The following is a 23,589-nucleotide window of genomic DNA, read 5'->3' as shown; positions in this document are numbered from 1 at the left end:
GGGCCGACCGCGATGCGGCGGGGGTGCCGGGCCGACCGCGATGCGGCGGGGGTGCCGGGCCGCCCGTGATGCGGCGGGGGTGCCGGGCCGACCGTGATGCGGCGGGGGTGCCGGGCCGACCGTGATGCGGCGGGGGTGCCGGGCCGACCGCGATGCGGCGGGGGTGCCGGGCCGACCGCGATGCGGCGGGGGTGCCGGGCCGACCGCGATGCGGCGGGGGTGCCGGGCCGACCGCGATGCGGCGGGGGTGCCGGGCCGACCGCCTCAGCGGGGGCTGGGCGCCAACGCGGAGGCGGGCAGCGACAGGCGGAACGAGGTGTCGTCCAGGCGCAGGTCGCCGCCGCACAGGTTGGCCACGGCCCGGGCCACCTGCAGGTCCGGGGCGTGGCGGGGCGGGTCGTCGCTCGGGCGGCGCTGCGGTGCCGTGGTCAGCTCGCCCGGCGGGACGAAGCGGGCCTCCAGCGACAGGGCGGGGTCGCGGCGCAGGGCGATCTCCACGTGGGCCCGGGGCGGTGCGGTGATCGTCAGCCACAGGACGAGCTGGCCGACCAGGTGGCGGCAGATCATCTCGTCCACGGCGACGCGGGCCGAGTCCGGCACGTCGGCGTGGACGCTCACGGCACCGGCCACGGCCACGCGGCGGGCCAGGTCGACGGCGTCGCGGACCACGGCGACGAGGTCGGTGGCGGCCTCGCGCGGTGCCGGCGTGCCGGTCGCGGCGAGCGGCAGGACGACGGTGTCGACGTAGCGTTCCAGGCGCACCGCGTTGCGGTCGATCGCGTCCAGGCAGGCGGCGCCGTCGGCGGTGGCGTCCGCGGGCAGGTCGTCGCGCAGCAGGCGGGTGTACGCCTTGATCGACGTCAGCGGCGTGTGCAGCTCGTGGCGCATGCGGGCCGCCGAGTCCTCACCGGTCGCGAACAACTGGAACCCCCTCCGGACCCACCGAACCCAGACTCCTCGTCAAACCGGAACCGGCGCCGCGAAGGTGCGACCCGTCACTCGAACGCGTTGACAGGCAACCAGATGGCTGCCTAATATTGGCAACCGAAAGGCTGCATATCGGAGGCGGGCGTGGGCGAGCACAGGGACGACGGCGTGTTCCGCGCCCTCGCGGACGGGAGCCGGCGGGTGCTGCTCGACCGGCTCAACCAGGCCGGCGGGCAGACGCTGCGCGAGCTGTGCGCGGGCCTGGCCATGACCCGGCAGTCGGTCAGCAAGCACCTCGCCGTGCTCGAGGACGCCGGCCTGGTCACGACCGTGCGCCGGGGGCGGGAGAAGCTGCACTACCTCAACGCCGCCCCGATCAGCGACATCGCCGAACGCTGGATCAACCGCTACCACCGGCAGCGGGTCGACGCGCTCGCCGACCTGAAGAAGGCCCTGGAGGGACCCCGGATGAGCAAACCCGAGTTCGTCTACACCACCTACATCCGCACCACCCCCGAGCGGCTGTGGCAGGCGCTCACCGAGCCGGCGTTCACCCGGCAGTACTGGGGGATCACCTTCGACACCGACTGGCGGCCGGGCTCGGTGATGACGTGGCGGGTCGACAAGGACGGCACCGAGCTCGCCGACCCCGAGCAGGTGGTGCTGGCGGCCGAGCCCTACACGCGGCTGTCCTACACCTGGCACACCTACTCGCAGGCGTGGGCGAAGGCGTTCGACATCGACCTCGACCACCTCGCGAAGATCGTGGACGAGCCGCGCCCGCGGGCCACGTTCGAGATCGAGCCGCACGGCGACCACGTCAAGCTGACGGTCGTCCACGACGGCTTCAACCCGGACAGCCTGGTCCTGCCGAGCCTCGGCGACGGCTGGCCCCAGGTGATCGCCAGCCTGAAGTCACTGCTCGAAACCGGCAAGCCGCTGTAAGAGCCGGCCGCTAGGGCAGGACCACCACGCTCGTGCCGGAGCCGATGGCGGACAGCAGGACCTTCTGCGCGGCGGGCGGCATCCGGACGCAGCCGTTGGACTTGCGGAAGCCGAACTCGTTGCGATACCAGGCGTGGATGCCGGTGTGCGCGTCGGCGAGCCCGCTCGCGACGGCCTGCTTGTCGTCCGGCACCGCCCCCAGCGCGAGCACGTCCAGCCCGGCATACACCTTGCTCGGCAGCGACGAGCGCCCCAGCACGAACGTGCGCCCCAGTGGCGTCTCCGTCGCCGGCGCGCCGACGGTGACGGTCCACGTCTGCTGCGGCTGACCCTCATGCACCCAGGTCAGCGTGAACGCGCCCCGGTGCACGACGATCTGGTCGTGCAGGGGGGTGATGGTCCAGTCGCCCGGCGGCAGCCAGCCCATGCTGCGGTTCATCGACGGCAGCAGTACCCCCACCCAGCCGTTCTGTTTCGCGACGACCGGCATGATCAGGTCGACGCCGCTGATCTGCGGGGTCAGGTAGGCGCGGGCCGTCCCGCCGACGGCGTCGTAGACGGGGCTCTTCACCTGCAGCTGCAGGCCCTCCGTCAGCGGTGCCGTCGACGCCTGGTCGGGGTCGGCCGGAAACCCGGTCGCCGCCTGCGTGTAGGTGATCGTGGTCAGGCCCGCCTCGGCCGGGGCCGCGGGCGGGGTCGTCGCCGGCTCCGCGCCCGGGGACGACGGGCCCAGCACGAGCGTGGTCGGGTCCGGCGCGGCCGGGGTCTGCGCGGTGATCGAAGGCCGGTGCTTCGACGAGCACCCGGCGAGCGGGGCGGCGAGGGTGACCGCGAGCGCGGCGAGGGCGACGGCGCGGCGGGCGAGCATGCCCTCCAACTTACCGGCCGGCGGCGGCGGCCGTGTCGGCCAACCGGTGCAGCGCTTCCGGCAGGTCGGCGGTGGCGATGCCGCCGTAGCCGATGACGAGGCCGTGGTCGGGCACGGCGCGCTAGCGGCTGCCGGCGGCGGCCGTGTCGGCCAACCGGTGCAGCGCTTCCGGTAGGTCGGCGGTGGCGATGCCGCCGTAGCCGATGACGAGGCCGTGGTCGGGCACGGCGCGCGGCTCGGCGTAGAAGTGTTCGAGGGGGTCGGCGGCGACGCCGGCGGCCCGCAGCGCGGCGAGGTCGACCGGGCCGCGGCCGCGCAGGGCCACGTGCAGCCCGGCGCTGGCCGGCAGCAGCGTGAACCACGGGGCGAGGGGGCCCTGGGCGGCGCGCACGACGAGGTCGTGGCGGGCCGCGTAGACGCCGCGGCACCGGCGCAGGTGCCGCTGCAGGAGCCCCTCGTCGATGAACGCGGCCAGGGCGGCCTGCGCGGCCGGTTCGCCGTGCCAGTCGGCGATGCGGCGGGCGTCGCGCAGCGCCGGGAGCAGCGCCTCGGGCGCGACCAGGAACCCGAGGCGCAGCGACGGCAGCAGCGTCTTGGCGAACGAGCCGACGTAGATGACCCGGCCGGCCCGGTCGAGGCTCTGCAGCGGCTCCAGGGGGCGGTCGGAGTAGCGGAACTCGCTGTCGTAGTCGTCCTCGACGATCGCGGCCCGGTGCTCCTGGGCCCAGGCGAGCAGGGCGGTGCGCCGCGGCAGCGTCATCGCCGTGCCCAACGGGTGCTGGTGCGACGGCGTGCAGTACACCAGCCGCGTTTTTCCCGGAATGGCGTCCACGACGAGCCCGTCGGCGTCGACCGGCACGCCCACGACCTGTGCGCCGTGGCTCTGGAAGAGGCGCCGGACCGGCCGGTACCCGGGCTCCTCGACGGCCACGACCGTGCCCGGTTCGATCAGCACCCGGGCCACGAGATCCATCGCCTGCTGCGCACCGGCGGTCACCACGACGTCCTGCGCGCCCGCGCGCACCGACCGGGACAGCCCCACGTGCCGGGCGATCGCGGCCCGCAGCGCCGGCAGCCCCGCCGGGTCGCGGGTGTGTGCCGACTCCGCCACCGCCCGGGACAGCAGCCGTCGCCACGTCGCGCGCGGGAACAGCGTGCCGTCGGGGTGGCCGATGCGCAGGTCGTAGCGAGCGGGCGCGGCCGGCGGCGGCTCCGCGGGCAGGCTCAGAAACTTCTGCGAGGGTCGAAGTGGCCCCGCCGGGGCTCGGCGGACGATCGGGGCTTCCTGGTGGTACGTCACGAAGGTGCCCGCCCCCGCGCGCCCGGCGAGGAATCCGTCGCCCACGAGCCGGTCATACGCGGCGGCGACGGTGTTGCGGGCCACGGCGAGGTCACGGGCCAGCTCGCGGCTCGGCGGAACCCGCTCGCCGGGCCGCAGCCGCCCGTCGAGGATCGCATCACGCAGTTGGCGGTAGATCCGGTCGGTGCGGTCGCCGCGCCCGTCCAGGGTGATGTGCAGGTCCATGATCGGTGTGTTCGCGGTGGCGGCCTCGCGCGGAGGCCGCCACCGCGTCATCACAGGTCGCGGTCGTTCACGATGTGCATGGCGGCCTCCTCGGCCGAGGCCGCGCCACCGTCGATGCCGACGTCCGAGCCGACCTCGTCCTTCTCGTCGTCCTCGCCGCTGCCCTCGTCGGGGGCGACGAGCCGGCCGGCCCGGCGGTCGCCGACCTCGCCGTCGTCGAAGAACTCGCCGGACTCGGTGGTGCGGCCGTAGTCGTCGTCGTCGAGCTGCTCGAGGGTGTCCGGCTCCTCCTGGCGCAGCCGCTGGTCGAGGGACTCACCCTGCTCGGCCTCGGCCTGCGTCACCCCGAACGCGGTCACCCCACGCGGCTTCTCCGGCGGCGAGTACCCCTCGTCGAGGGAGTCGTCGAGCCCGCGGTCGGACAGCGTGTCCTCCGCGGACAGCTGGCCCTCGTCGTCCGGGTCCGGGTCCCAGCTGTCGGTCTGCTGCGTCATGTGCCTATCCCCTCAGACGGTGTTCTCCCGACGAGCCTAGATCACCGTTTTCGCGGGAGCGTCTGTGTGCCGTGATGAGATCGGCGTACCGGTGCCCGCTGGCCTTGATCGTGCGTTCCTGCGTGGCGTAGTCGACCCGGACCAGCCCGAAGCGTTTGTCGTAGCCGTAGGCCCATTCGAAGTTGTCCAGCAGCGACCAGGCGAAGTACCCGTCGACCGGGGCCCCCGCAGCACCGCGCCGCGGACCGCGTCGAGGTGCTGCTCCAGGTAGTCGGTGCGCTCCTTGTCCTGGACCTCGCCGGTCGGCTCGACGGTGTCGGCCCACGCGGAGCCGTTCTCGGTGACCAGGATGCTCGCCGGCCGGTACGTCTCGGCGACGGCGACGAGGATGTCCTCGAGGCCCTTCGCGTACACCTCCCACGGCATCGCCGTCTCGACCGAGCCCGGCACCGGGATCTGCCGCGCGAACGGCGCCATGCCGGTCGGGTCGTCGACGACGATCTGCCGGAAGTAGTAGTTGACGCCGAGGAACTCGGTCGGGGCCGCGATCGTCTCCAGGTCGCCGGGGCGGACCGGCGGCTCGACGCCGTAGCACTCGACCATGTCGGCCGGGTAGCCGCGGCCGAACACCGGGTCGAGCCATCACCGGTTGGTGTGCCCGTCGGCCCGCACGGCCGCGGCCACGTCCTCGGGCCGGTCGCTGCCCGGCTCGATCGGGCTCAGGTTGAGCACGATCCCGACCCGCGGTGCGACCTGCGCCGACGCCCGGATCGCCCGATTGGCCAGGCCGTGGCCGAGCAGCACGTGGTGGGAGGTGTGCACGGCCCGGGTCAGGTCCCGCTCGCCGGGCGCCATCCGGCCCTCGAGGTGCCCGATCCAGGACACGCACAGCGGCTCGTTGACGGTGTTCCAGTCGGCGACCCGGTCACCGAGACGGGCGGCGACGACGGCGGCGTAGTCGGCGAACGCCTCCGCGGTGGCCCGGCTCGGCCAGCCGCCGGCATCCTGCAGGGCCTGCGGCAGATCCCAGTGGTACAGGGTGCAGAAGGGTCGGATGCCGCTGGTCAGCAGCTCATCGACGAGCCGGTCGTAGAAGTCCAGGCCGGCGGCGTTGACAGAACCCACCCCGTCGGGCATCACCCGGGGCCAGGCGACCGAGAACCGGTACGCGTCGAGGTTCAGCCGCCGCATGAGCGCGACGTCCCCGGGCCAGCGGTGGTAGTGGTCGCAGGCGACGTCCCCGGTGTCGCCGTTGTCCACGGCGCCCGGCGTGTGGGCGAAGGTGTCCCAGATGGACGGTTTCCGGCCGTCCTCGGCGACGGCCCCCTCGACCTGGTAGGCCGCGGTGGCGGCACCCCAGATGAAGCCGGGGGGTAGAGCGGACAGATCCAGCACGGGACTCGGTCTCCTCGTCTACATCTTGCCTTCGGCGGCGTTGAGCTTGGCCTTGATCGACTCCGGCGTCACCGGCTTGCCGGCCGCCGCGTCGGCGAACAGCTCCGCCATCGCCGTGCCGACGAGCGTCTCGAACCGGCTCTCCTCCGGCACCTGCGGCAGCGGGGCCGCGGTGGAGTTGAGCACCTGGAACAGCACCTCCTGCTCCGGCGTGCGGAAGGCCGCGTCGGAGTACGCGGAGCGCACCGACGGCAGCGACCCGTACGCCTTGTTCAGGATGATCTGCTCCTTGTCGCTGGTCATGAACTCCACGAAGTCCAGCGCTCCGTCCAGGTCGCGGGTGTGCTTGTAGACGGCCATGTTGATCCCGGCGACCATGCTGTTGACCCGCACGCCACCGCCGGCGATCGGGTCGGCCAGGAACGGCATCGGGGCGACACCGTACTCGTCCGGGCGCATCCCGGCCTGCTGCAGCGACGGCCCGGCCGCCTGCCACAGCAGCATCGCCGCCTTACGGTTCGCGAAGTCGGCCCGCGACTCGTTCTTCGCATACCCGGCGCTCGCCGGGTCGACGATGTGGTCGTCGGCGAGCAGCCCCACATACCGTTTGATCGCCGCGACGTTCGCCTCGGTGTCGAAGCTGGCACTGCCGTCGGCCGCGAACCACTGCCCGCGGTACTGCTGGCCGAACGTGAACGCGTGGTGCGCGTTCTCGGCCGGGTTGCCGCCCTCGAGGGCCAGGCCCCACTGCCCCTTCGCCGGTTTGGTGAGCCGCTTGCCGTCGGCCACGAGCTCGTCCCACGTCCGCGGTGGTGTCGCGATGCCCGCCTCGGCGAACATGCGTTTGTTGTAGTACAGGGCGTACGACAGCGAGTACAGCGGCACCGCCGACGGCGGCGTCCCGGGCGCCCCGGCGGCGGCGAGAGCGTTGGGCACGAACCGGTCCCGCCCGCCGACCCGGTCGAGGGTCCGGCCATCGAACGGGACGAACGCGCCGGTCGCCTGCAGCGACGCCGACCACGTGTTGCCGATGTTGACCACGTCGGGCCCGCTGTCGTCCTTGGTCGCGGCCATGAGCCGGTCCAGCAGGTCGGACCAGGGGACGACCTCGAGCCGGACGTGGATGCCGTGGGTCTGCTCGAACTCGTCGAGCTGCGGCTGGAGCGTGGCCTTGTCGAAGTCCAGGCTCGGCCCCTGGTTGCTGGCCCAGTACACCAGCGTCTTGCGGTCGCTGTCCGGACTGCCGCAGCCCGTGACCGACCCGGCCAGGAGCACGAATGCGGCGAACATGGCGGTGACTCGTCGCATCGGCCCGGCTCTCATGTCGTTCACGCTGTCCACGGTTTCTCGGTCGGGATTGCTGTCGGGCTCTCTGTTCGGGACTTAATTAATGTCGCCATTAAAGTGGCGCCCGGAATGCCGAGTCAAGGCCCGCGCCGTAGAGTTGCAGCACACATTTACGGGGGTAAGCGTGCAGGTCGAGCGGGCAAGTCATCGAGGTGTACGACTGCACAACCGCTCCGCGCTACTCACCCGCCTGTTCCTGGAAGGCCCGCTCACCCGCCAGGACCTGTCCCGCCGGACCGGCCTGAGCCAGCCCGCGGTGAGCAACGTCGTCAACGACCTCATCGACGACGGACTCGTCGACGAGGCCGGCGCCCTGGAGTCCGAAGGCGGCCGCCCGAGCACGATGCTGCGCGTCGCCCCGTCCTACGGCGCGGTCGCCGGCGTCGACGTCGGCGAGACCCGCATCCGGGTCGAACTGTTCGACCTGGGCCGCCGGCGCCTGGCCGAGGCCGACCTCCCCCTGGAACCGGGCGCCTCCCCACCGGCGGTCGCCGACCGGATACTGACCGGCCTGCGCGCGGTAGCCACCGGCCACCACGTCTTGGGCGCCGGCATCGGCGTAGCCGGCATCGTCCAGGACAGCCCCGACGGCGCCCTGGTCCACGCGCAGACCCTGGGCTGGGAGGCCGTCCCCCTCGAGTCCCTGCTGCGCCAGGGCACCGACATCCCGCTACACCTGGACAACGGCGCCAAAACCCTGGGCCAGGCCGAAATGTGGTTCGGCGCCGGCCGCGGCCGCCGGCACGCCGTGTTCGCCCTGGTCGGCTCCGGCGTGGGCGCCGCGGTCGTGACGAACGGCGCCACCTACCGCGGCACGTCCAGCAGCGCCGGCGAGTGGGGCCACACCACGCTCATCTACAACGGCCGCCCGTGCCGCTGCGGCGCGTCCGGCTGCCTGGAGGCATACGTGGGCGCCGCCGCAATCCTGGACCGCTACGACTGCCGCCGGCTCGGCGACGTCCAGCCCAGCGACGGCGGGTCGGGCGATGTCCGGTTGGACGACGGCGGGTTGGGTGGCGGCGGGTTGGGTGGCGGCGGGTTGGGCGATGTCCGGTTGGGTGGCGGCGGGTTGGGCGATGTCCGGTTGGGCGACGGCGGGTTGGGTGGCGGCGGGTTGGGTGACGGCGGGTTGGGTGGCGGCGGGTTGGGCGATGGCCGGTCGGGCGAGTGCTGGCACGGCGACGAGGAGGCCCGGCTGGCCGCACTGGTGGCCGCGGCCGCGGCGGGCGAGCCGGCGGCCCGGGCCGTCCTGGACGAGACCGCCGACTACCTGGGCGCGGGAGTCGCCGACCTGATCAACCTGTTCAACCCGGAGCTCGTCGTGCTGGGCGGCTGGGCCGGTGTCGCCCTGGCCGGCCTGCTACCCCGCGTCCGCGCGTCGGCCGCCCGGCACGCACTGCGCCAGCCGTTCGCCCAGGCCCGCATCGAACCGGGCCGGCTAGGCCTGGACGCGGTAGCCCTGGGCGCCGCAACCCTGCCGATCGCCCGCCTACTCACGAACGGAGGCCGCCCAACCCCCTGACCCACCTCGTGATCGCGGCCCTGAGGTCCGCCGACCCCACATCGACGACAGCCTGTACCCCGGCCGCTTCTTGTCGAAGGGCCGCAGGACGTCAAACTCAGGACAGTCCAAGCGACGTGCGGGCCGCAGACGCGGAGGGCGCGGCGCAGCAGGGTCGTGCCCGGCGGCACCCGGCTCGACCTGCGACGAGTTCGGGCCGTTCGATCACGACCGGCGCGACGCCGGACCCGCGGTGCAGGCGCGGAGCATGCGATGCAGACGTGGAGTGCGATGCAGGACGCCGAGCGCGTGGTGCAGCGGACGCGTGCCCAGCGACACCCGGCTCGCCCGCCGACCAGGAACACGCCCACGAGGTCGCCCAGGTAGACGCCCGCGGCCGCACCCCCCTCGGGTCGACGCCAGCAGCCCGCACCCCCCGGGTCAACGCCCGCGGCCCGCACCCCCGGATCGACACCCCCGGATCGACACCCGCGGCCCGCCCCGCCGTCCAGGTCCGGGTCGCCACCACCGTTCAAGTCGAGCAGGGGCCGGGCCGACGACTCCCGCCACCGCCCGACCGCGCATACAGGCTCGCCCGACGTTCCCGGTCGAGCATCGCCTCGGTCTCCAGCAGCGCCAAGCGCACGGTGACCAAGGAGGCGCAGGACAGCATCTCCTTGCCAACCCGGATGACGCACCACCGGATGCGAGCGCCAAGCCGGTCAGGCGCAGTGGGCGGCTGGGGCCGGACGCGGTCGTGCTCTCGGCGCGACGACCCTGCCGACCACCCGCCTGCTCATGAACCCCGCCTGCCCATGAACGGGCCCGGTAGCTCTCCGGATCCGGGCAACGGGGCCGGCGGATCGCCGGAGCCGAGCCGTGACGACGAGCCGTGACCGCGAGCTGCAAAGTCCGGGAGCCGCGACGTCGACGGGAGCGCCGTGACGTAGACGGGAGTGCTTGTGACGTCGATGCGCAGGCTGTGACGTCAATCGGGTTGCGGGCCTCGGCGGCGTTCCTTGCTTCTAAGACCCTACCATGCCGAAACAATTTCACATTCACGAAACTACTCAGCGAAGTGCAACAACGACACAGTGCGGCAGACACCTCACAGGAGGCCCAAAGACATGGCGGTCGTCACGGCGGCGGTGCGGTCGGCCACGTCGAGTTTGGTGAAGGTGCGCAGGAGGTGGGTTTTCACGGTGGCCTCCGAGATGTGCAGGGCGCGGCCGATGTCGGCGTTGGTGCGGCCCTGCGCGACCAGCGACAGGACCTCGACCTCCCGCGCGGACAGGATCGGGGGAGCGGCGCGGCGGCGGGTTTCGCGGGCCAGGCGGTCGGCGACGGTCGGGGCGAGGACGGTCTCGCCCCGGGACGCGGCGCGGACGGCGGCCGCCAGGTCGGCGCGGGTCGCGTCTTTCAGCAGGTAGCCGCAGGCGCCGGCCTCGACGGCGCGCAGGATGTCGGCGTCCGTCTCGTATGTCGTCAGGACCACGATGCGGACCGCCGGCTGTGTGGCCAGGATGCGGGCGGTGGCGCCGGCGCCGTCCAGGCCGGGCATCCGCAGGTCCATCAGGATCACGTCGGGGCGGGCCGCGGCCGCGGCCACCACCGCCTCGTCGCCCGCGCCCGCCTCGCCGACGACCGCCAGGTCCGGCTCGGCCTGCAGCATGCCGCGCAGACCGTCGCGGACGACGGGGTGGTCGTCGACCAGCAGCACCCTGATCATCACGTCGCTCCGGTCAGTGGCAGGGACAGGGTCACGGTGGTGCCGGCGCCCGCCGCGCTGGTCACGTCGCAGGAGCCGCCGATCTGCTCGGCCCGGGAGCGCATGCCGGCCAGGCCGAAGCCGAACCGGGCCGCGCCGAAGCCGGTGCCGTCGTCGGTGACGGTCAGGACGACCTCCGCGGGGGTGGTGCGCAGGCGCACGCCGACGGCGGTCGGGGCGGCGTGGCGGCGGGCGTTGGCGAGGGCCTCCTGGGCCGCCCGCAGCACGACGACCTGCAGTGCGGTCGGGACTTCGTCGGCGCCGTCGGGCAGGTGCAGGGACGTGCGGACCCCGGTGTCGGCGGCGAACCGGTCCACCTGCCGGCGCAGCGCCGCGGCCAGGCCGGTGGCCTGCAGGTCGGCCGGGGCCAGGGCGGCGACCAGGGCTCTGGCCTCGGCGAGGTTGTCCCGCGCGGTGCGGGCCACCAGGTCGAGGCGGTGCGCGGCCGGCAGGGAGTCGGCCTGGGCGAGGGTGATGATGCTGGTGAAGCCCTGGGCCAGGGTGTCGTGGATCTCGGCGGCGAGGCGGGCCCGCTCGGTGGCGACGCCGGCCTCGCGGGAGAGGCGGGCGATCTCGAGGCGGCTGTCGTGCAGGCGGGAGACGTAGGTGCCGATCAGCGCCGCGAACGCCAGGCCGAGCGCGGTCAGGGGGAGCAGGCCGTGGACCTTCGCGGTGGTGCCGTCGCGGATCAGCGCTATCGGCACCGGCAGCAGGTCCAGGGTGGCCACGGCGGTCAGGGCGGGTCGCAGCGGCAGGGCCTGGAAGATCATCGGGCCCCAGGCGAACAGGGCGAAGGCGGCGGTGTGGTCGATCCAGACGGCGGCCAGCTGCAGGACGCCCAGGACGAGGACGAACAGGCGCGGGTCGGCGAACAGGACGGACACGAAATGCCAGCCGAGGCCCAGCACCAGCAGTACCGAGGAGATCCACGGATGCCAGGTGCCGGGGCCGCCGGGGTCGAGCAGCAGGAACGCGACCACGGCGGCGACGGCGAGGACGTAGAAGACGTCCCAGGGGCGGCGGCTCAGCGGCGATCCGTCCAGCGGAACGTCGCCAGGCTCAGCGCCAGGCCGATCACGCACCACGCGCCCAGCACCAGGGCGGTCCTCCCGGGTTCCCATGCTCCGGCCACCTCCTGTGCGGCGAGTGCGTCGGGCAGGAACACGGAGCGGAATCCCTGGCCCATCCACTTGACGGGGAACAGCGCCGAGAGGTTGACCATCGCGCTCGGCAGCGCGGCGATGTGGACGAAGATGCCGGACGTGAACTGCAGGATCAGCACGGGCAGGTTGAGCACCGCGGGGGCGCTGCGGGCGGACCTGGCCAGGGAGCTCGCGGCGATGCCCAGGAGGGTACAGGCGATCACCGACAGGATCAGGAGCCAGGCGAACGTCAGCCACCGTCCGGGGTCGCTCGGCAACTCCAGGTGAAACAGCCCGACGGCGACGGCCAGGAGCAGGGCCGTCTCGGACAGCGCGGCGAAGAGGACGAGCAGGATCTTGCCGAGGAAGTACGCGCCGGCGGTCGCGGGCGTGCCCCGCAGCCGCAGCAGGGTGCCGTCGGCCCGGTCGACCGCGATGCCGACCCCGACGCTGATGAACGCGGTCGACAGCACCCCGTACGCGATCATGCCCACCGCGAACACCTGGGAGTGCGTGGTGGCCGCCCCCGGGCTGACCGGGGTGTCGAAGATGTACCCGAGCAGCACGGACAGGACGGCCGGGAAGGCGAAGGTGAAGATCAGGGCCTCGCGGGTGCGGACGATCTGCAGGATCTCGATCAGCCCGCGGGACGCGCCGACCCGCAGTGTGGACGGCATGGTCATCGAGACTCCCCGATCAATGACAGGTAGGTGTCCTCCAGGGTCGGGCGGGTGACCCGCAGGTCGGCGAAGCCCCCGGCGAGGCCGGCCACGACGGCGTCGGGCTCATCGGTGTGTACCGCATGCAGCCCGTCCGAGTCCCGCCAGCTCACGACGGCCGGCGCGCGGTCGCGGCCGCCGACGGTCTGCGGCGTGCCCACGGCGACGATCCGCCCGCCGGCGAGCACGGCCAGGCGGGCCGCGAGGGCCTCGGCCTCGTCGAGGTAGTGCGTGGTCAGCAGGACCGTGGTGCCGTCGGCGGCCAGGGACCGGATCAGGTCCCAGAACTGCCGGCGGGCCTCCGGGTCGAAGCCGGTCGTCGGCTCGTCGAGGAACACCAGCTCGGGCCGGCCGACGATGCCCAGGGCCACGTCGAGCCGGCGCCGCTGCCCACCGGAGAGGGTGCCGACGCGCTGCCCGGCCTGGCCCTCGAGCCCGACGGCGGCGATGACCTCGTCGGGGTCGCGGCGGCGCGGGTAGTACCCGGCGTAGTGCCGGACGGACTCGCGGACGGTGAGCTCGGCGGCGTCGGTCGCGGTCTGCAGGACCACGCCGATGCGGGCCCGCCAGCGCCGCCCGGCCGTCCCCGGGTCGGCGCCGAGCACGGACACGTCCCCGCCGTCGCGGCGGCGGTGCCCTTCGAGGATCTCCACCGTGGTGGTCTTGCCGGCCCCGTTGGGCCCGAGCAGGGCGAACACCTCACCGGGCTCGACGGTCAGGTCGATGCCGTCGACGGCGGTGCGGGCCCCGTACCGCTTGCGCAGGCCGTGTACTTCGATCGGTCGCATGCGTCGATGCTCTCGGGCGAACGAGGCCCGAGGGTCAACCGGTCGATGGACAGAGGCGCTTCAGCCGGTACCGAACGCGTCGTACCCGGCGAGCAGATGATCGCGGGTGCCCGTCAGATGGGGTTCGAGGTCACCGGTGCGGGCCAGGGCGAGCCCGGCCGGGTCGACGCCGGCGGCGCGCAGCAGCAGCCCGGGGACCTCGTCGAGGATGGCCAGCCAGCCGCGGCTCAGGGATTCGTCGAGGGGCTGGTCCGGCCACAGCGAGCAGTCGCGGGGGGCGCCGTCCACGACGATCGTCATCCGCTCGGGGGCGTCGAGGGCCCGGTCGTCGAAGATCTCGTCGGAGGAGGACAGGCGCAGGTTGATCAGCTCCGGCATCGGCGGGCCGGCGGTGGTGACGATCTCGATCCAGGCGTCCGGGGTGCCGAAGTGCAGGCCGGCGTGCAGGAGCCGGTCGTTCTCCCAGCCCCACGTGCCCAGGCGGCAGGGGCCGGACCAGCCCACCGGCCGATACAGCGGCAGCCGGCCGGCGCTGGCGCGGACCCGGCCGGCTTGCTCGTCGATGAGGGCCGTGAATTCGACCCGGCTGAGTCTGCCCCCGTAGCGCATGGGTCCGATCGTCCCGCATGACCCACCCGATCCGGATACGCCAGATCCCTTGGCCCGACCCCCGTCCTACGAAAATGGCGGTAAGGGGTCAAACACCGTCCGTGGTCAGACAACCTCGTCGATCTTGGCGGTGGCGACGTCGAAGATGAAGCCGCGCACGTCCTCGCGATGCGGGATCCACGGGCACTCGCGAACGGTGCGGATCGACTGGCGCATCGTGTCGTGCAGGTCGGTGAAGCCGGGCACGTCCCACGTCGGGTTGACGCCGGTCTGCGCGAGCTCGGCCCGGAAGTCGGGGTCGTCGAAGCCCTCCATGCCGCACTCCGTGTGGTGGATCAGCACGACCTCGCGGGTGCCGAGCTTGCGCTGGCTGATCGCCAGGGAGCGCAGCACCTCCTCGGTCGGCAGGCCGCCGGCGTTGCGGATCAGGTGGGCGTCGCCGATCTCGAGGCCGAGGGCGCCGAACAGGTCGAGCCGCGAGTCCATGCAGGCGATCACCGTCAGGCGCAGCTTGGGCCGCAGGGGCCGGGGACCCGGGAACGTCTCGGCATACCGGGCATTGGCGTGGATCAGGTGGTCGATCGCGGACATGAACCGAGTGAAGCAGATTCGTCACCCGAACGGCTGATGTCTTGGTCACACGAGGCCAAAGTCACCCGGCCCGGACGGGTGAGGTCAATCGCCGGTAACCGGTCCGGCAGCCAGTAAGGTAGGTCGCCGTGACGGCGTGGGACGTGGCGATCATCGGTGGCGGGCCGGCCGGGCTCTCGGCGGCGTACGAGTCCGCGCGCCGGGGTGCGCGGACCCTGGTCCTGGAGAAGGCGACGCACCCGCGGTACAAGACGTGCGGCGGCGGGCTGATCGGGCACTCCGTCGCGGCCGTCGAGGGCCGCATCGACATCCCGGCCGACGACCGGATCGAGCGGGCCGAGTTCACCAACGACGGGCGCTCCCCGTTCAGCCGGTCGACGAAGGACCGGCCGCTGCTGACGATGGTGCGCCGCCCCGAGTTCGACGACGCCCTGCGAAGTGCGGCCGAACAGGCGGGCGCGACGGTACGGCAGGCGACCGCGGTCAAGGCCGTCGAGCAGGGCGGCGGCGAGGTGCGCATCCGGCTCGCCGGCGGCGAGGAGGTCACGGCGTCGGCGGCGATCGGCGCGGACGGGTCGTCGGGGATCACGGCGCGGCTGGTCGGCGTCGAGTACGGGCAGGTCGACCTCGGCCTGGAGGTGGAGCTGCCGATCGACGCGGACCTCCAGGCGCGGTGGAAGGGGCGGCTGCTCATCGACTGGGGCCCGCTGCCCGGCTCCTACGCGTGGGTGTTCCCGAAGGGTGATCTGCTGACCGTCGGCGTCATCGCGGCCCGGGGCGACGGCGAGCGGACCAAGGCCTACCTCCGCTCGTTCCTCGAACGACTGCGGCTGCGCGATATCGAGCCCGTGCACGACTCGGGGCATCTGACGCGTTGCCGTACCCCCCAGAGCCCATTGCGCAAAGGCAACATCCTCGTCGCCGGGGATGCCGCGGGGCTGCTCGAACCGTGGACCCGGGAGGGGATCAGCTTCGCCACCCGCTCCGGCGCGCTCGCGGGGGCGGCGGCCGCGGACGGGGACCTGCTGCGGTATGAGCGTGACGTCCACGCGACGCTGGTCCCGACGATGCGGGCCGGTGCCCGGCTGCTGGCCGCGTTCAGCCGCCGCCCGGCGCTGTTCCACACGATCCTGCGCACGCCGCCGGGGTGGCGGATGTTCGAACGGTTCTGCCTCGGGGAGACGTCGTTCGAGGACACCGTCGAACGTTTCCCTGTACGGCAGGCGCTGCGCCTGCTTGGCTGATGACCATGAGATTCCGCGCGGTGCTCGAACGCAACGGCAAGACGGCGACGGGCCTGCCGGTGCCGGACGAGGTGCTGGGCGCGCTCGGGGCCGGGAAGAAGCCCAAGGTCGCGGTGACGATCAACGGGTACACCTATCGCAGCTCGGTCGGTTCGATGGGTGGCCGGTCGATGCTGCCGGTCTCGGCGGAGGTGCGGGCCGGCGCCGGGATCGCGGCCGGCGACGAGGTCGACGTCGACGTGGAGCTGGACACGGCGCCGCGGACGGTGGAGGTGCCGGCCGACCTGGCCGCGGCCCTGGACGCCGAGCCGGCCGCGCGGGCGGCGTTCGACGCGCTGTCGTACAGCGGCCGGCGGGCCCACGTGCTGTCGGTGGAGGGCGCGAAGACGGCCGCGACCCGGGAGCGCCGCGTCGCGAAGGTGCTCGAGACGCTTACTTGACCTGAATCCCGAGGGCGGCGGCGAGCGCGGGCCCGAGCTCCATGAGCTGCCGCTCGTCGACGGTCGCGCCGCGCAGCGAGTCGGCCCCGTCGGCGACGTCGAGCTCGCGGGCGCCGCGGAAGTCCACCTTCTTGCACTTGACCTGGGAGAACCGGGCATTGCGCAGGGCGCTCCCGGTGAACGTGACGTTCGTCAGGCTGGCCCCGGCGCAGTCGAGCTCGTTGAGCTCGCAGTCCTCGAACACGACATCGGCGAGGGTCGCGCCGCGCAGGTTCAGCGTGTCGATCTTGCAGCCGCGGAACGTGACCCGGCGCAGCCGCGAGCTGTAGGCCTGTACCCCCGCGAGCACGCTGTCGAGGACGGCCACGTCGAGCCATTCGGCGTCGGCGAGGCGGACACCGACCCACCGGTTGCGGCTCAGCCACACGTCGCTGAACCGGGCCCGCTCCAGGCCGACGTCGGCCAGGCTGACCCCGGTGAACGCCGACTCGATGAACTTGGCGCTGGTCGCCTCGCCACCCTCGAGCACCGTCGCGTCGAAGTGCACCTCGGTGTAGTTCCCGTCGTGCTCCAGGGCCTCGCCGTCCGGGTGGGCCCGCAGGTAGGCGGCGTAGGGCAGGTCCGGCAGCGACTGGGCGACGGGCATGCGGCTCACCCTATCCGCCCCGTGGTGGCCCGCACGACCAGCCGCGGCGCGAACATCAGCTCCCGGTGCCGGTGCCCGGCCGGGCCCTCGGCGAGGAGGAGCTCGGCGGCGACCCGGCCCAGCGCGCGGATCGGCCGCGCGATCGTCGTCAGCGCCGGGCGGACGTGCGCCGCGAACGGCAGGTCGTCGTAGCCGACCACGGACATGTCGCCGGGGACCCGCAGCCCCCGCGCCTGCAGTGCCCGGATCACGGCCAGGGCCGCGATGTCGTTGACGCACACGACGGCCGTCGGTTTCGGGTCGAAGTGCACAAGCTTCGAGACGGCGGCATCGGTACCGGCTGAGAAGCCCGCCTCCGCCGCCCGCACCCCGACCGGAGGTGGCGCACCGGCGTCCTCGAGGGCCGCGGCGAGCCCGGCCCGCCGCTCCCGCACCGGCTCGATGTCGTCGCCGGCGGTGAGGAACGCGATGTGCCGGTGCCCGAGCCCGAGCAGGTGCTCCCCGGCGAGCCGCCCGCCGAGGACGTGGTCGACGGCGGCCGCGCACAGGTCGGCCCCGTCCTGCCGCGCGTCGAGCAGCACCACCGGCGTGCCCCGCCCGCTGACCGCCGCGAGCCGCCCCGGGTTCGCCCCCGTCGGCGTGATGATGACCCCGCGCGGCGAGTGCTCCTCCAGCAGCTGCAGGACCCGCAGCTCCTTGTCGCCCCGCTGGTCGGTGCTGCACGCGAGGAGCATGCAGCCGGCCTCGTCGAGATGGTCCTCGATGCCGCGGTTGAGCTCGGCGTAGAACGGGTTGCTCTGGTCCAGGGTCACGGACCCGACGAGCCGGCTGGGCAGCCCCCGCAACTGCCGCGCGGCCGCGCTGCGCACGAACCCGATCTCGGCCATGGCCCCCTCGACCCGCCGCCGCGTACCCTCCGCGACAACACCGGGATTGTTGAGCACGTTGGCGACCGTGCTCACCGACACCCCAGCCGCAGCCGCCACATCCCGCATCCCCCGACGCTTCACAGGCGCACGATAACGCCGCCGATCAACATCGGCGGCGCACCGTTGTGCAAGTTGCGATCATTCGGCGGGAGCCAGCTCCGGGGCGCTCTTCGAACCGTCCGGCACTTCGTGATCGGACTTTTCGGATTGATCGCCGGTCGGGGGATTCGCCGGGTTCCGCAGGGTCGACGCGGCGGTGATCGCCAGGCCGAGGAAGATCACGGCGCCGACGACGCCGACCGCGTTCAGGCCGGTGGTGAAGGCGGCGCGGGCCGCGGCGGCCACCTCGGGCAGGCCGGTGGCGAGGGCGTCGGTGAGGCTGTCGCGGGCCGCGCCGGGAGCGTCGGGCGGCAGGTCGAGCGTCGTGCGGTACACCAGAGAAGCCAAACTGCCGAGGGTCGCGATCCCCACAGCGATCCCGAACTCGCCGCTCGTCTCGGAGATGGACGCCGCCGACCCGGCCTTCTCCGGGGGCGCCGCGGCCATCATGAGGTTCATCGTCAGCGCCATCGGGAACGAGATGCCGACGGACGCCAGGACCAGGCCTACGACCAGGAGCCCGGTGCTGTGCGGGCCGACCAGGGCCACGACCGCCAGGCCGAGGCCGGAGGCGGTGAGACCCATGGCCGTCACCGTGGCCGCCGGGAGGCGTCGGGCCAGCACCGGGGCGGCGAGCGAGCCGAGGATCATGGCGATGTTCTGGGGAATGAGCAGTACCCCCGCGGCCAGGGGTGAAAGCCCGGCCACGTTCTGCAGGTAAAGGCTGGCGACCAGCGAGAGCCCGGCCATCACGACCCCGCCCAGCAGCATGATCCCGAGCGCCGTGCTGAACACCCGGCTGGCGAAGAGGCGCAGGTCGAGCAGCGGGTCGGGCAGGGACCGCTGGCGGCGCACGAACAGCGCGCCGAAGACGGCGCCGGCCGCGACCGCGCCCAGTGCCGCCGGGGACACGCCGTCGCGGGCGAGGGCCTTCAGGCCCCAGATCACCGGCAGGATCGCGGCCAGGGACAGGGCGACGCTGAGCAGGTCGATCGGGTGCTCGGGCCGCTCCGGGCGGTACTCGGGGAGCAGGGCCGGCCCGGCGATCAGCAGCAGGACCATGAACGGCACGCCGAGCAGGAACGCGGAGCCCCACCAGAAGTGCTCCAGGAGCAGCCCGCCGACGATCGGGCCGAGGGTCATGCCGCCCATGAAGCAGGCGAACCAGGCGCCGATCGCGACGCCCATCCGCTTCGGGTCGGGGAACATGTTGCGGATCAGCGCCATCGTCGAGGGCATCAGCGTGGCGCCGGCGACCCCGAGGGCGGCCCGGGCCGCGATGAGCGTCGCCGGGGTGGTGGCGTAGGCGGCGGCGACGGACGCCACCCCGAACGCGACCGCGCCCGTGAGCAGCAGCCGGCGCCGGCCGATCCGGTCGCCGAGCGCGCCCATCGTGACGAGGAACCCGGCCAGCATGAACGAGTAGATGTCGAGGATCCACAGCTGCTCGGTGGCGTCGGCGTGCAAATCGGCGCTGACCTTCGGCAGGGCCAGATACAGCACGGACACGTCGAGCGAGAGCAGCAGGGTCGGCAGGGCGAGCACGGCCAGGCCGACCCACGGGTTGCGCCGGTTCATGACTGGAACACCGCCGCGAGCCAGCCGCCCCACGCCTGCTCGGCCTGGGCCTGCTCGACGTCGGCGAAGATGTGGTGGCCGGTCAGGATGAACCCGTTGCGGCCGACGAAGCGCAGCAGCGCGTCGTCGGTGCGGACCCCGAGGAAGCTCGGCTCCAGCGCGACGTCGACGACGCCGCGGATCTCCCGGCCGTCCAGCGTCAGCCGGACCTCGTCACCCTCCTGCACGTCCTTGCTGAGGTGCAGGGCGCGGGTGATGCCGGCCCACACCACGTCCTGATCGGGCTGCTGCGGCCCGAACGCGGCCACCGGCACCGCGTGACGACCCTGGAAATGCCGCAGGTACTCCCCGAGCGTGCGCAGATACAGCGGGTTGCCCTTGCGCAGCGCGTCGTACTCCGACTCCCAGTCCGCACCGAGGATGCCGCTGTGCACCAGCCGCAGCGCGGTCGAGCCACCGTCGCGGGCCTCGATGAGGTACTCGAACGCCATGAACGTGCCGTCCTCGGCGGCCGGGCCGCGGTAGGCGAAGTGCCGGCCCGGCTCGTAGGCGGTGATGGTCGCGGTGGAGTCGAAGCCGGGCATCGCCATGCGGGCCTCGCCGCCGACGCGGGGCTCGACCTCGTTGCGCCCCATGAACCAGGAGTCGATGCCGGGCCCGGTGGCGATGGCCGCCCACACCTGCTCGGGCGTCGCGGCGAGGTCGATGTCGTGGGTCAGCTCGAACTCGTGGGTCTCGGACATGTCAGGACTCCTCGGTCTGGTTCTTGGTGATGCTCGGATGGATGGCGACGATGACCCGGTGCTCGCGGCCGCCGGGGGCGTTGTCGTCGTGGTAGCGGCTGACGAGCGCGGCGACGGCCGCCGTGAGCTCCTGGGCGAAGGCGGCCCGGTCGCCCGCGGAGGCGAACCGGACGGTGCCGTCGAGGGCGAAGGTGGCGACCGGCTGGCCGGCCCTGGCCGCGCCGGTGATGAGCTGCCCGGTCTCCTTGACCAGCCGGGCGGCGAGGGCGAGCAGCCAGCGGGCGGAGAGCCGGTCGGGGGAGCGGGCCGGGTCGGGCTGGACGGCGGCCAGGGCGACGGGCGAGATGACGAACGACGCGGCGGTGGCGCGCAGGACCCGCTCGGTCATGTTGCCCTTGCGCCGCTCCTCGACCAGCTCGACGAGGCCGTGCGCCTCGAGCGTCTTGAGGTGGTAGTTGACCTTCTGTCGCGGCAGGTCCAGCAGCGCCGCGAGGCTGGTCGCCGAGTGCGGCTCGGCCAGCAGACCGAGCAGCCGCGCCCGCACCGGGTCGAGCGCGACCTCGGCCGCCGCCGGCTCCTCGATGACTCCCACTTCGAACATGCGACAACCGTAGAGCTGGACAACTTCTCTTGTCAAGACAAAAAAACTTTTCGGTGGGGGGTACCGCTAGTGTGCTCGCTTGTGACTGGCGAGGTGCGCGGCCCCAGGGTGTCGACGATCGAACTCTTCTTCGATCTGGTCTTCGTGTTCACCGTGACCCAGCTGGCGTCGGTGCTCGTGCATCACGTCGACTGGGCCCACACCGGCCAGGTCGCCCTGATGCTGGGGCTGATCTGGTGGATGTACGCCGGGTACAACTGGCTCACCAACGCCGTCGCCCCGAGCAGCACGCTGCGCCGCACCCTGCTGCTGACCGGCATGATCGGCTTCCTGATCATCTCCCTGGCCATCCCGGAGGCGTTCGACGGCAACGGCTGGGCGTTCGGCGTGGGCTACCTCATCGTCACGGTCGTGCACAGCGTGCTGTTCCTGCACGCCGACGACAATGTCTCGATCGTCAAGGCCATCACCAACCTGGCCCCGCTCAACGGCGTCACCGCGGTGGCCGTCCTGGTCGGCGGCTTCATGGACGGCAACGCCCGGATCTTCCTGTGGAGCGCCGCCCTCCTCGTGATCATCATCGCCCCCTACCTGCAGCGCATGGGCGCCTGGACGATCGAGGCCGGCCACTTCGCGGAGCGCCACGGCCTCGTCGTGATCGTCGCCATCGGCGAGTCGGTCGTCGCGATCGGCCTGGCCTTCCGCGAGGCCGAACTCGACGCGGGCACCCTGGCGGTGGCGATCCTGGGCCTGGCGATCGCGTACTACCTGTACTGGACGTACTTCTCCGGCGACGAGTCCCGCGCCGAGCACGCCCTGCACGCCGAGCAGGACCCGGCCCGCAAGGCGAGACTGGCCGTGTTCGCCTACGGCTACGCCCACGTGATCCTGCTGGCCGGCATCGTCGGCACGGCCGTGGGCGTCGAACTGTCCGTAGCCCACGCCCTGGAGCCGATGCACTGGTCGAGCGCCGTCTGCCTGAGCGCGGGCGTGGCCGTCTTCCTGCTGGGCCACGCCTGGTTCCTACGCCTGATGCGCCTGCCCGGCGGCGCCTACCGCCTCGTCGCCGCGGCCGCCGTCCTGGCCGCGATCCCGCTGGGCCACTGGCTGGCGGTAGCCCAGCTGGCCGCCGTCCTCCTGATCATGATGGCCGCCTCGATCACCCGCGACCTCCGCACGGTCCGCGTCACCCGGACCACGCAGATCCACGACTTCGGCCGCTGACCCGCGATCGTCACCGTGCGGCGAGGGCCTGGGCGAAGTTGACGCGCTGGATGGCCTCGGCCACGTGGAGCGGGGAGTACACGACCTCCTGCGCCAGGTAGTGGTACGGGCCCGACTGGATCGAGACGACGAACGGGCCGGACATCGTGTGGGTGCGGGCGGTCAGGAAGAACAGGCCGAACAGCAGGAACAGGCTCAGGCCGCAGGTGAAGACCGAGAACAGCACGGCCAGGATCGCGCAGGTCACGGCCAGGCCGATGCCCCAGCCGGCGGTGGTCGAGATCGGGATCGGCTGTGCGACCACCATCCAGCGGCTGCCGCGGACGGGCCACACGCCCACCGGGGTGTAGATCGCCACCCCGTCGGCGCGGACGTCGCCGATCTGGACGTCGGGGCCGTTGTAGACCGGGCTTCCGCTGTACGGCACGGGCAGTGTCACCCCCGGATTGTCGCCCGGGGCGGCCGGGGCGACCAACCCCCGAACGCACCGGACGTCGCGGCTACCCGGCCGTGGTGAAGTCGGTCGTTCCGGCCAGGTCGGCGAGCAGGCCGATCAGGCGTTCGGCGGCGGGGGACAGGGTGTGCCAGGCGGCCACCGTCTCGGCTTCGGCGCCGGTGATGGGGACGAACACGACGCCGGTGTCGCGCAGGGTCCGGGCCGACGCGGCCAGCCTGGTCACGCCGACACCGGCGGCGACGAGGCCGAGCAGGTTGGGTACCGTCGCCGCGCGCTGCACCACGTCCGGGGCGAAACCGGCGGCGGCGAAGTCCCGGTCGTACTGCTCGTGCCACGGCGGCCACGACGAGCGCGGGGTGAGCACCCACGGGTCCGCGGCCAGCTCGGCCAGGGCCAGCTCGGGCCGGTCGGCGAGGCGGTGCCCGGCCGGGAGGACCGCGCACACCGGCTCCCGGGCCAGCACCCGCACCCGCAGGTCCGCGACGAGCGGCGGGCGGGTGAAGGCCAGGTCGAACCGGCCGTCGCGCAGGCCGGTGACGAGCGGGCCGACGGCCACGTCGGCGGTGGTGACCTCGACGTCGGGGAGGTGTTCGCGGCCGGCCCGGACGACCAGCGGCAGCATGTAGTTGGCGACGGAGGCGAGGAAGCCCAGCCGCAGCCGGCCGAGTTCGCCGGCGGCGGCCCGCCTCGCCACGGCGACGGCGCGGTCGGCGGCTTCGAGGACGGCGCGGGCCTCGGCGAGGAACAGCCGGCCCGGTTCGGTGAGCCGGGTGCCGCGGGTGTCGCGGTCGAGGAGCCGGGCGCCGACGGTCCGCTCGAGGGCGGCGATCTGCTGGGAGAGCGACTGCTGCGCGAGGTGCAGGTCCCGCGCCGCGGTCGTGAAGCTCAAATGCTCGGCGACGGTCACGAAGTACCGGAGCTGCCGCAGTTCTGGTCTTGGCACGGACGGGCTCACAGGCTCTGACTGTAACCGCATCCGGGAGCGTGTGTTGGTCGCGGCGCAGGGCCC

The 23,589-nt window shown here is 73.0% G+C and carries 23 protein-coding genes and 1 pseudogene; 5 read left to right on the top strand and 19 right to left on the bottom strand.

Annotation, left to right across the window (positions count from 1 at the left end):
• Positions 1–264: 264 nt before the first annotated feature.
• A complete protein-coding gene (locus tag ACIA8L_RS36490) occupies positions 265–921 on the bottom strand; it encodes a histidine kinase dimerization/phospho-acceptor domain-containing protein (protein WP_395911735.1) in 657 nt (218 codons plus the stop codon).
• Positions 922–1,071: 150 nt separating this feature from the next.
• On the opposite strand from ACIA8L_RS36490, the gene ACIA8L_RS36485 reads away from it, so the two are divergent.
• Positions 1,072–1,872 carry an ArsR/SmtB family transcription factor gene (locus ACIA8L_RS36485; RefSeq protein ID WP_395911734.1) on the top strand — a complete coding sequence of 267 codons (801 nt, stop codon included), beginning with the start codon at positions 1,072–1,074 and terminating at the stop codon, positions 1,870–1,872.
• A gap of 10 nt (positions 1,873–1,882) precedes the next feature.
• Here ACIA8L_RS36485 and ACIA8L_RS36480 read toward each other — a convergent pair whose 3' ends face one another.
• The 5 genes and pseudogenes from ACIA8L_RS36480 to ACIA8L_RS36460 all read right to left on the bottom strand — a co-directional run bounded on the left by ACIA8L_RS36480 (position 1,883) and on the right by ACIA8L_RS36460 (position 7,477).
• Positions 1,883–2,740: a L,D-transpeptidase gene (locus ACIA8L_RS36480; protein WP_395911732.1), complete on the bottom strand. Its 858-nt coding sequence runs from the start codon at positions 2,738–2,740 to the stop codon at positions 1,883–1,885.
• A 121-nt stretch (positions 2,741–2,861) separates the two neighbouring features.
• The gene (locus tag ACIA8L_RS36475) at positions 2,862–4,265 is read right to left on the bottom strand and encodes a PLP-dependent aminotransferase family protein (RefSeq protein ID WP_395911730.1); all 1,404 of its coding nucleotides are present in this window, start codon (positions 4,263–4,265) and stop codon (positions 2,862–2,864) included.
• A gap of 50 nt (positions 4,266–4,315) precedes the next feature.
• On the bottom strand, positions 4,316–4,759 hold the full coding sequence (locus ACIA8L_RS36470; protein WP_395911729.1) for a DUF5709 domain-containing protein: 444 nt from the start codon (positions 4,757–4,759) through the stop codon (positions 4,316–4,318).
• A 4-nt stretch (positions 4,760–4,763) separates the two neighbouring features.
• Positions 4,764–6,154 (bottom strand): annotated as a pseudogene (locus ACIA8L_RS36465) (GH1 family beta-glucosidase).
• Positions 6,155–6,172: 18 nt separating this feature from the next.
• Positions 6,173–7,477 carry an ABC transporter substrate-binding protein gene (locus ACIA8L_RS36460; protein ID WP_395911755.1) on the bottom strand — a complete coding sequence of 435 codons (1,305 nt, stop codon included), beginning with the start codon at positions 7,475–7,477 and terminating at the stop codon, positions 6,173–6,175.
• Between the two features lie 148 nt (positions 7,478–7,625).
• On the opposite strand from ACIA8L_RS36460, the gene ACIA8L_RS36455 reads away from it, so the two are divergent.
• Positions 7,626–9,023, top strand: a complete 1,398-nt coding sequence (locus ACIA8L_RS36455; protein WP_395911728.1) for an ROK family protein — start codon at positions 7,626–7,628, stop codon at positions 9,021–9,023.
• A 1,087-nt stretch (positions 9,024–10,110) separates the two neighbouring features.
• On the opposite strand, the gene ACIA8L_RS36450 is transcribed toward ACIA8L_RS36455, so the two are convergent.
• The 6 genes from ACIA8L_RS36450 to ACIA8L_RS36425 form a co-directional block, all read right to left on the bottom strand.
• Positions 10,111–10,731 (bottom strand): response regulator, encoded by a 621-nt coding sequence (locus ACIA8L_RS36450; protein WP_395911727.1) that lies wholly within the window; start codon positions 10,729–10,731, stop codon positions 10,111–10,113.
• The gene (locus ACIA8L_RS36445) at positions 10,731–11,852 is read right to left on the bottom strand and encodes a sensor histidine kinase (RefSeq protein WP_395911726.1); all 1,122 of its coding nucleotides are present in this window, start codon (positions 11,850–11,852) and stop codon (positions 10,731–10,733) included. Before ACIA8L_RS36445 ends, ACIA8L_RS36450 begins: the two co-directional genes overlap by 1 nt.
• The gene (locus ACIA8L_RS36440; protein WP_395911724.1) at positions 11,795–12,595 is read right to left on the bottom strand and encodes an ABC transporter permease; all 801 of its coding nucleotides are present in this window, start codon (positions 12,593–12,595) and stop codon (positions 11,795–11,797) included. Before ACIA8L_RS36440 ends, ACIA8L_RS36445 begins: the two co-directional genes overlap by 58 nt.
• On the bottom strand, positions 12,592–13,419 hold the full coding sequence (locus ACIA8L_RS36435) for an ABC transporter ATP-binding protein (RefSeq protein ID WP_395911722.1): 828 nt from the start codon (positions 13,417–13,419) through the stop codon (positions 12,592–12,594). The genes ACIA8L_RS36440 and ACIA8L_RS36435 overlap by 4 nt, the downstream gene beginning before the upstream one ends.
• A 60-nt stretch (positions 13,420–13,479) precedes the next feature.
• Positions 13,480–14,028 (bottom strand): hypothetical protein, encoded by a 549-nt coding sequence (locus ACIA8L_RS36430; protein WP_395911721.1) that lies wholly within the window; start codon positions 14,026–14,028, stop codon positions 13,480–13,482.
• Between the two features lie 105 nt (positions 14,029–14,133).
• Positions 14,134–14,619: a beta-class carbonic anhydrase gene (locus ACIA8L_RS36425; RefSeq protein ID WP_395911719.1), complete on the bottom strand. Its 486-nt coding sequence runs from the start codon at positions 14,617–14,619 to the stop codon at positions 14,134–14,136.
• 128 nt (positions 14,620–14,747) lie between these two features.
• Between ACIA8L_RS36425 and ACIA8L_RS36420 the strand changes: the two genes are divergently transcribed.
• Positions 14,748–15,863, top strand: coding sequence for a geranylgeranyl reductase family protein (locus ACIA8L_RS36420; protein WP_395911718.1), 1,116 nt, complete (start codon positions 14,748–14,750; stop codon positions 15,861–15,863).
• Between the two features lie 5 nt (positions 15,864–15,868).
• Positions 15,869–16,303, top strand: a complete 435-nt coding sequence (locus tag ACIA8L_RS36415) for a YdeI/OmpD-associated family protein (protein ID WP_395911716.1) — start codon at positions 15,869–15,871, stop codon at positions 16,301–16,303.
• Here the strand turns inward: ACIA8L_RS36415 and ACIA8L_RS36410 are convergent.
• From ACIA8L_RS36410 to ACIA8L_RS36390, 5 genes are read right to left on the bottom strand one after another with little or no spacing between them, the layout of a single operon-like run.
• The gene (locus tag ACIA8L_RS36410; RefSeq protein WP_395911714.1) at positions 16,296–16,949 is read right to left on the bottom strand and encodes a pentapeptide repeat-containing protein; all 654 of its coding nucleotides are present in this window, start codon (positions 16,947–16,949) and stop codon (positions 16,296–16,298) included. The genes ACIA8L_RS36415 and ACIA8L_RS36410 overlap by 8 nt on opposite strands.
• Positions 16,950–16,954: 5 nt before the next feature.
• On the bottom strand, positions 16,955–17,959 hold the full coding sequence (locus ACIA8L_RS36405) for a LacI family DNA-binding transcriptional regulator (protein ID WP_395911712.1): 1,005 nt from the start codon (positions 17,957–17,959) through the stop codon (positions 16,955–16,957).
• 57 nt (positions 17,960–18,016) lie between these two features.
• Positions 18,017–19,555, bottom strand: a complete 1,539-nt coding sequence (locus ACIA8L_RS36400) for an MFS transporter (protein WP_395911710.1) — start codon at positions 19,553–19,555, stop codon at positions 18,017–18,019.
• Positions 19,552–20,298: an SRPBCC domain-containing protein gene (locus ACIA8L_RS36395; protein WP_395911708.1), complete on the bottom strand. Its 747-nt coding sequence runs from the start codon at positions 20,296–20,298 to the stop codon at positions 19,552–19,554. Before ACIA8L_RS36395 ends, ACIA8L_RS36400 begins: the two co-directional genes overlap by 4 nt.
• A gap of 1 nt (position 20,299) precedes the next feature.
• The gene (locus tag ACIA8L_RS36390) at positions 20,300–20,899 is read right to left on the bottom strand and encodes an ArsR/SmtB family transcription factor (protein WP_395911706.1); all 600 of its coding nucleotides are present in this window, start codon (positions 20,897–20,899) and stop codon (positions 20,300–20,302) included.
• Between the two features lie 81 nt (positions 20,900–20,980).
• Here ACIA8L_RS36390 and ACIA8L_RS36385 point away from each other — a divergent pair, with 81 nt between their 5' ends.
• Entirely contained in the window at positions 20,981–22,123 is a 1,143-nt protein-coding gene (locus ACIA8L_RS36385) for a low temperature requirement protein A (RefSeq protein WP_395911705.1), read from the top strand.
• A 10-nt stretch (positions 22,124–22,133) separates the two neighbouring features.
• Here ACIA8L_RS36385 and ACIA8L_RS36380 read toward each other — a convergent pair whose 3' ends face one another.
• Together ACIA8L_RS36380 and ACIA8L_RS36375 are read right to left on the bottom strand one after the other, a co-directional pair.
• Positions 22,134–22,562, bottom strand: coding sequence for a hypothetical protein (locus ACIA8L_RS36380; protein WP_395911703.1), 429 nt, complete (start codon positions 22,560–22,562; stop codon positions 22,134–22,136).
• A gap of 61 nt (positions 22,563–22,623) precedes the next feature.
• Positions 22,624–23,535: a LysR family transcriptional regulator gene (locus ACIA8L_RS36375; RefSeq protein ID WP_395911701.1), complete on the bottom strand. Its 912-nt coding sequence runs from the start codon at positions 23,533–23,535 to the stop codon at positions 22,624–22,626.
• Positions 23,536–23,589: the final 54 nt, after the last annotated feature.

Source organism: Dactylosporangium sp. NPDC051541, assembly GCF_044454505.1.
In the GTDB taxonomy this organism is placed as follows: Bacteria; Actinomycetota; Actinomycetes; order Mycobacteriales; family Micromonosporaceae; genus Dactylosporangium.
Note: the sequence above shows the minus strand (reverse complement) of the source record. Positions and strands in the feature narration are given on the sequence as shown.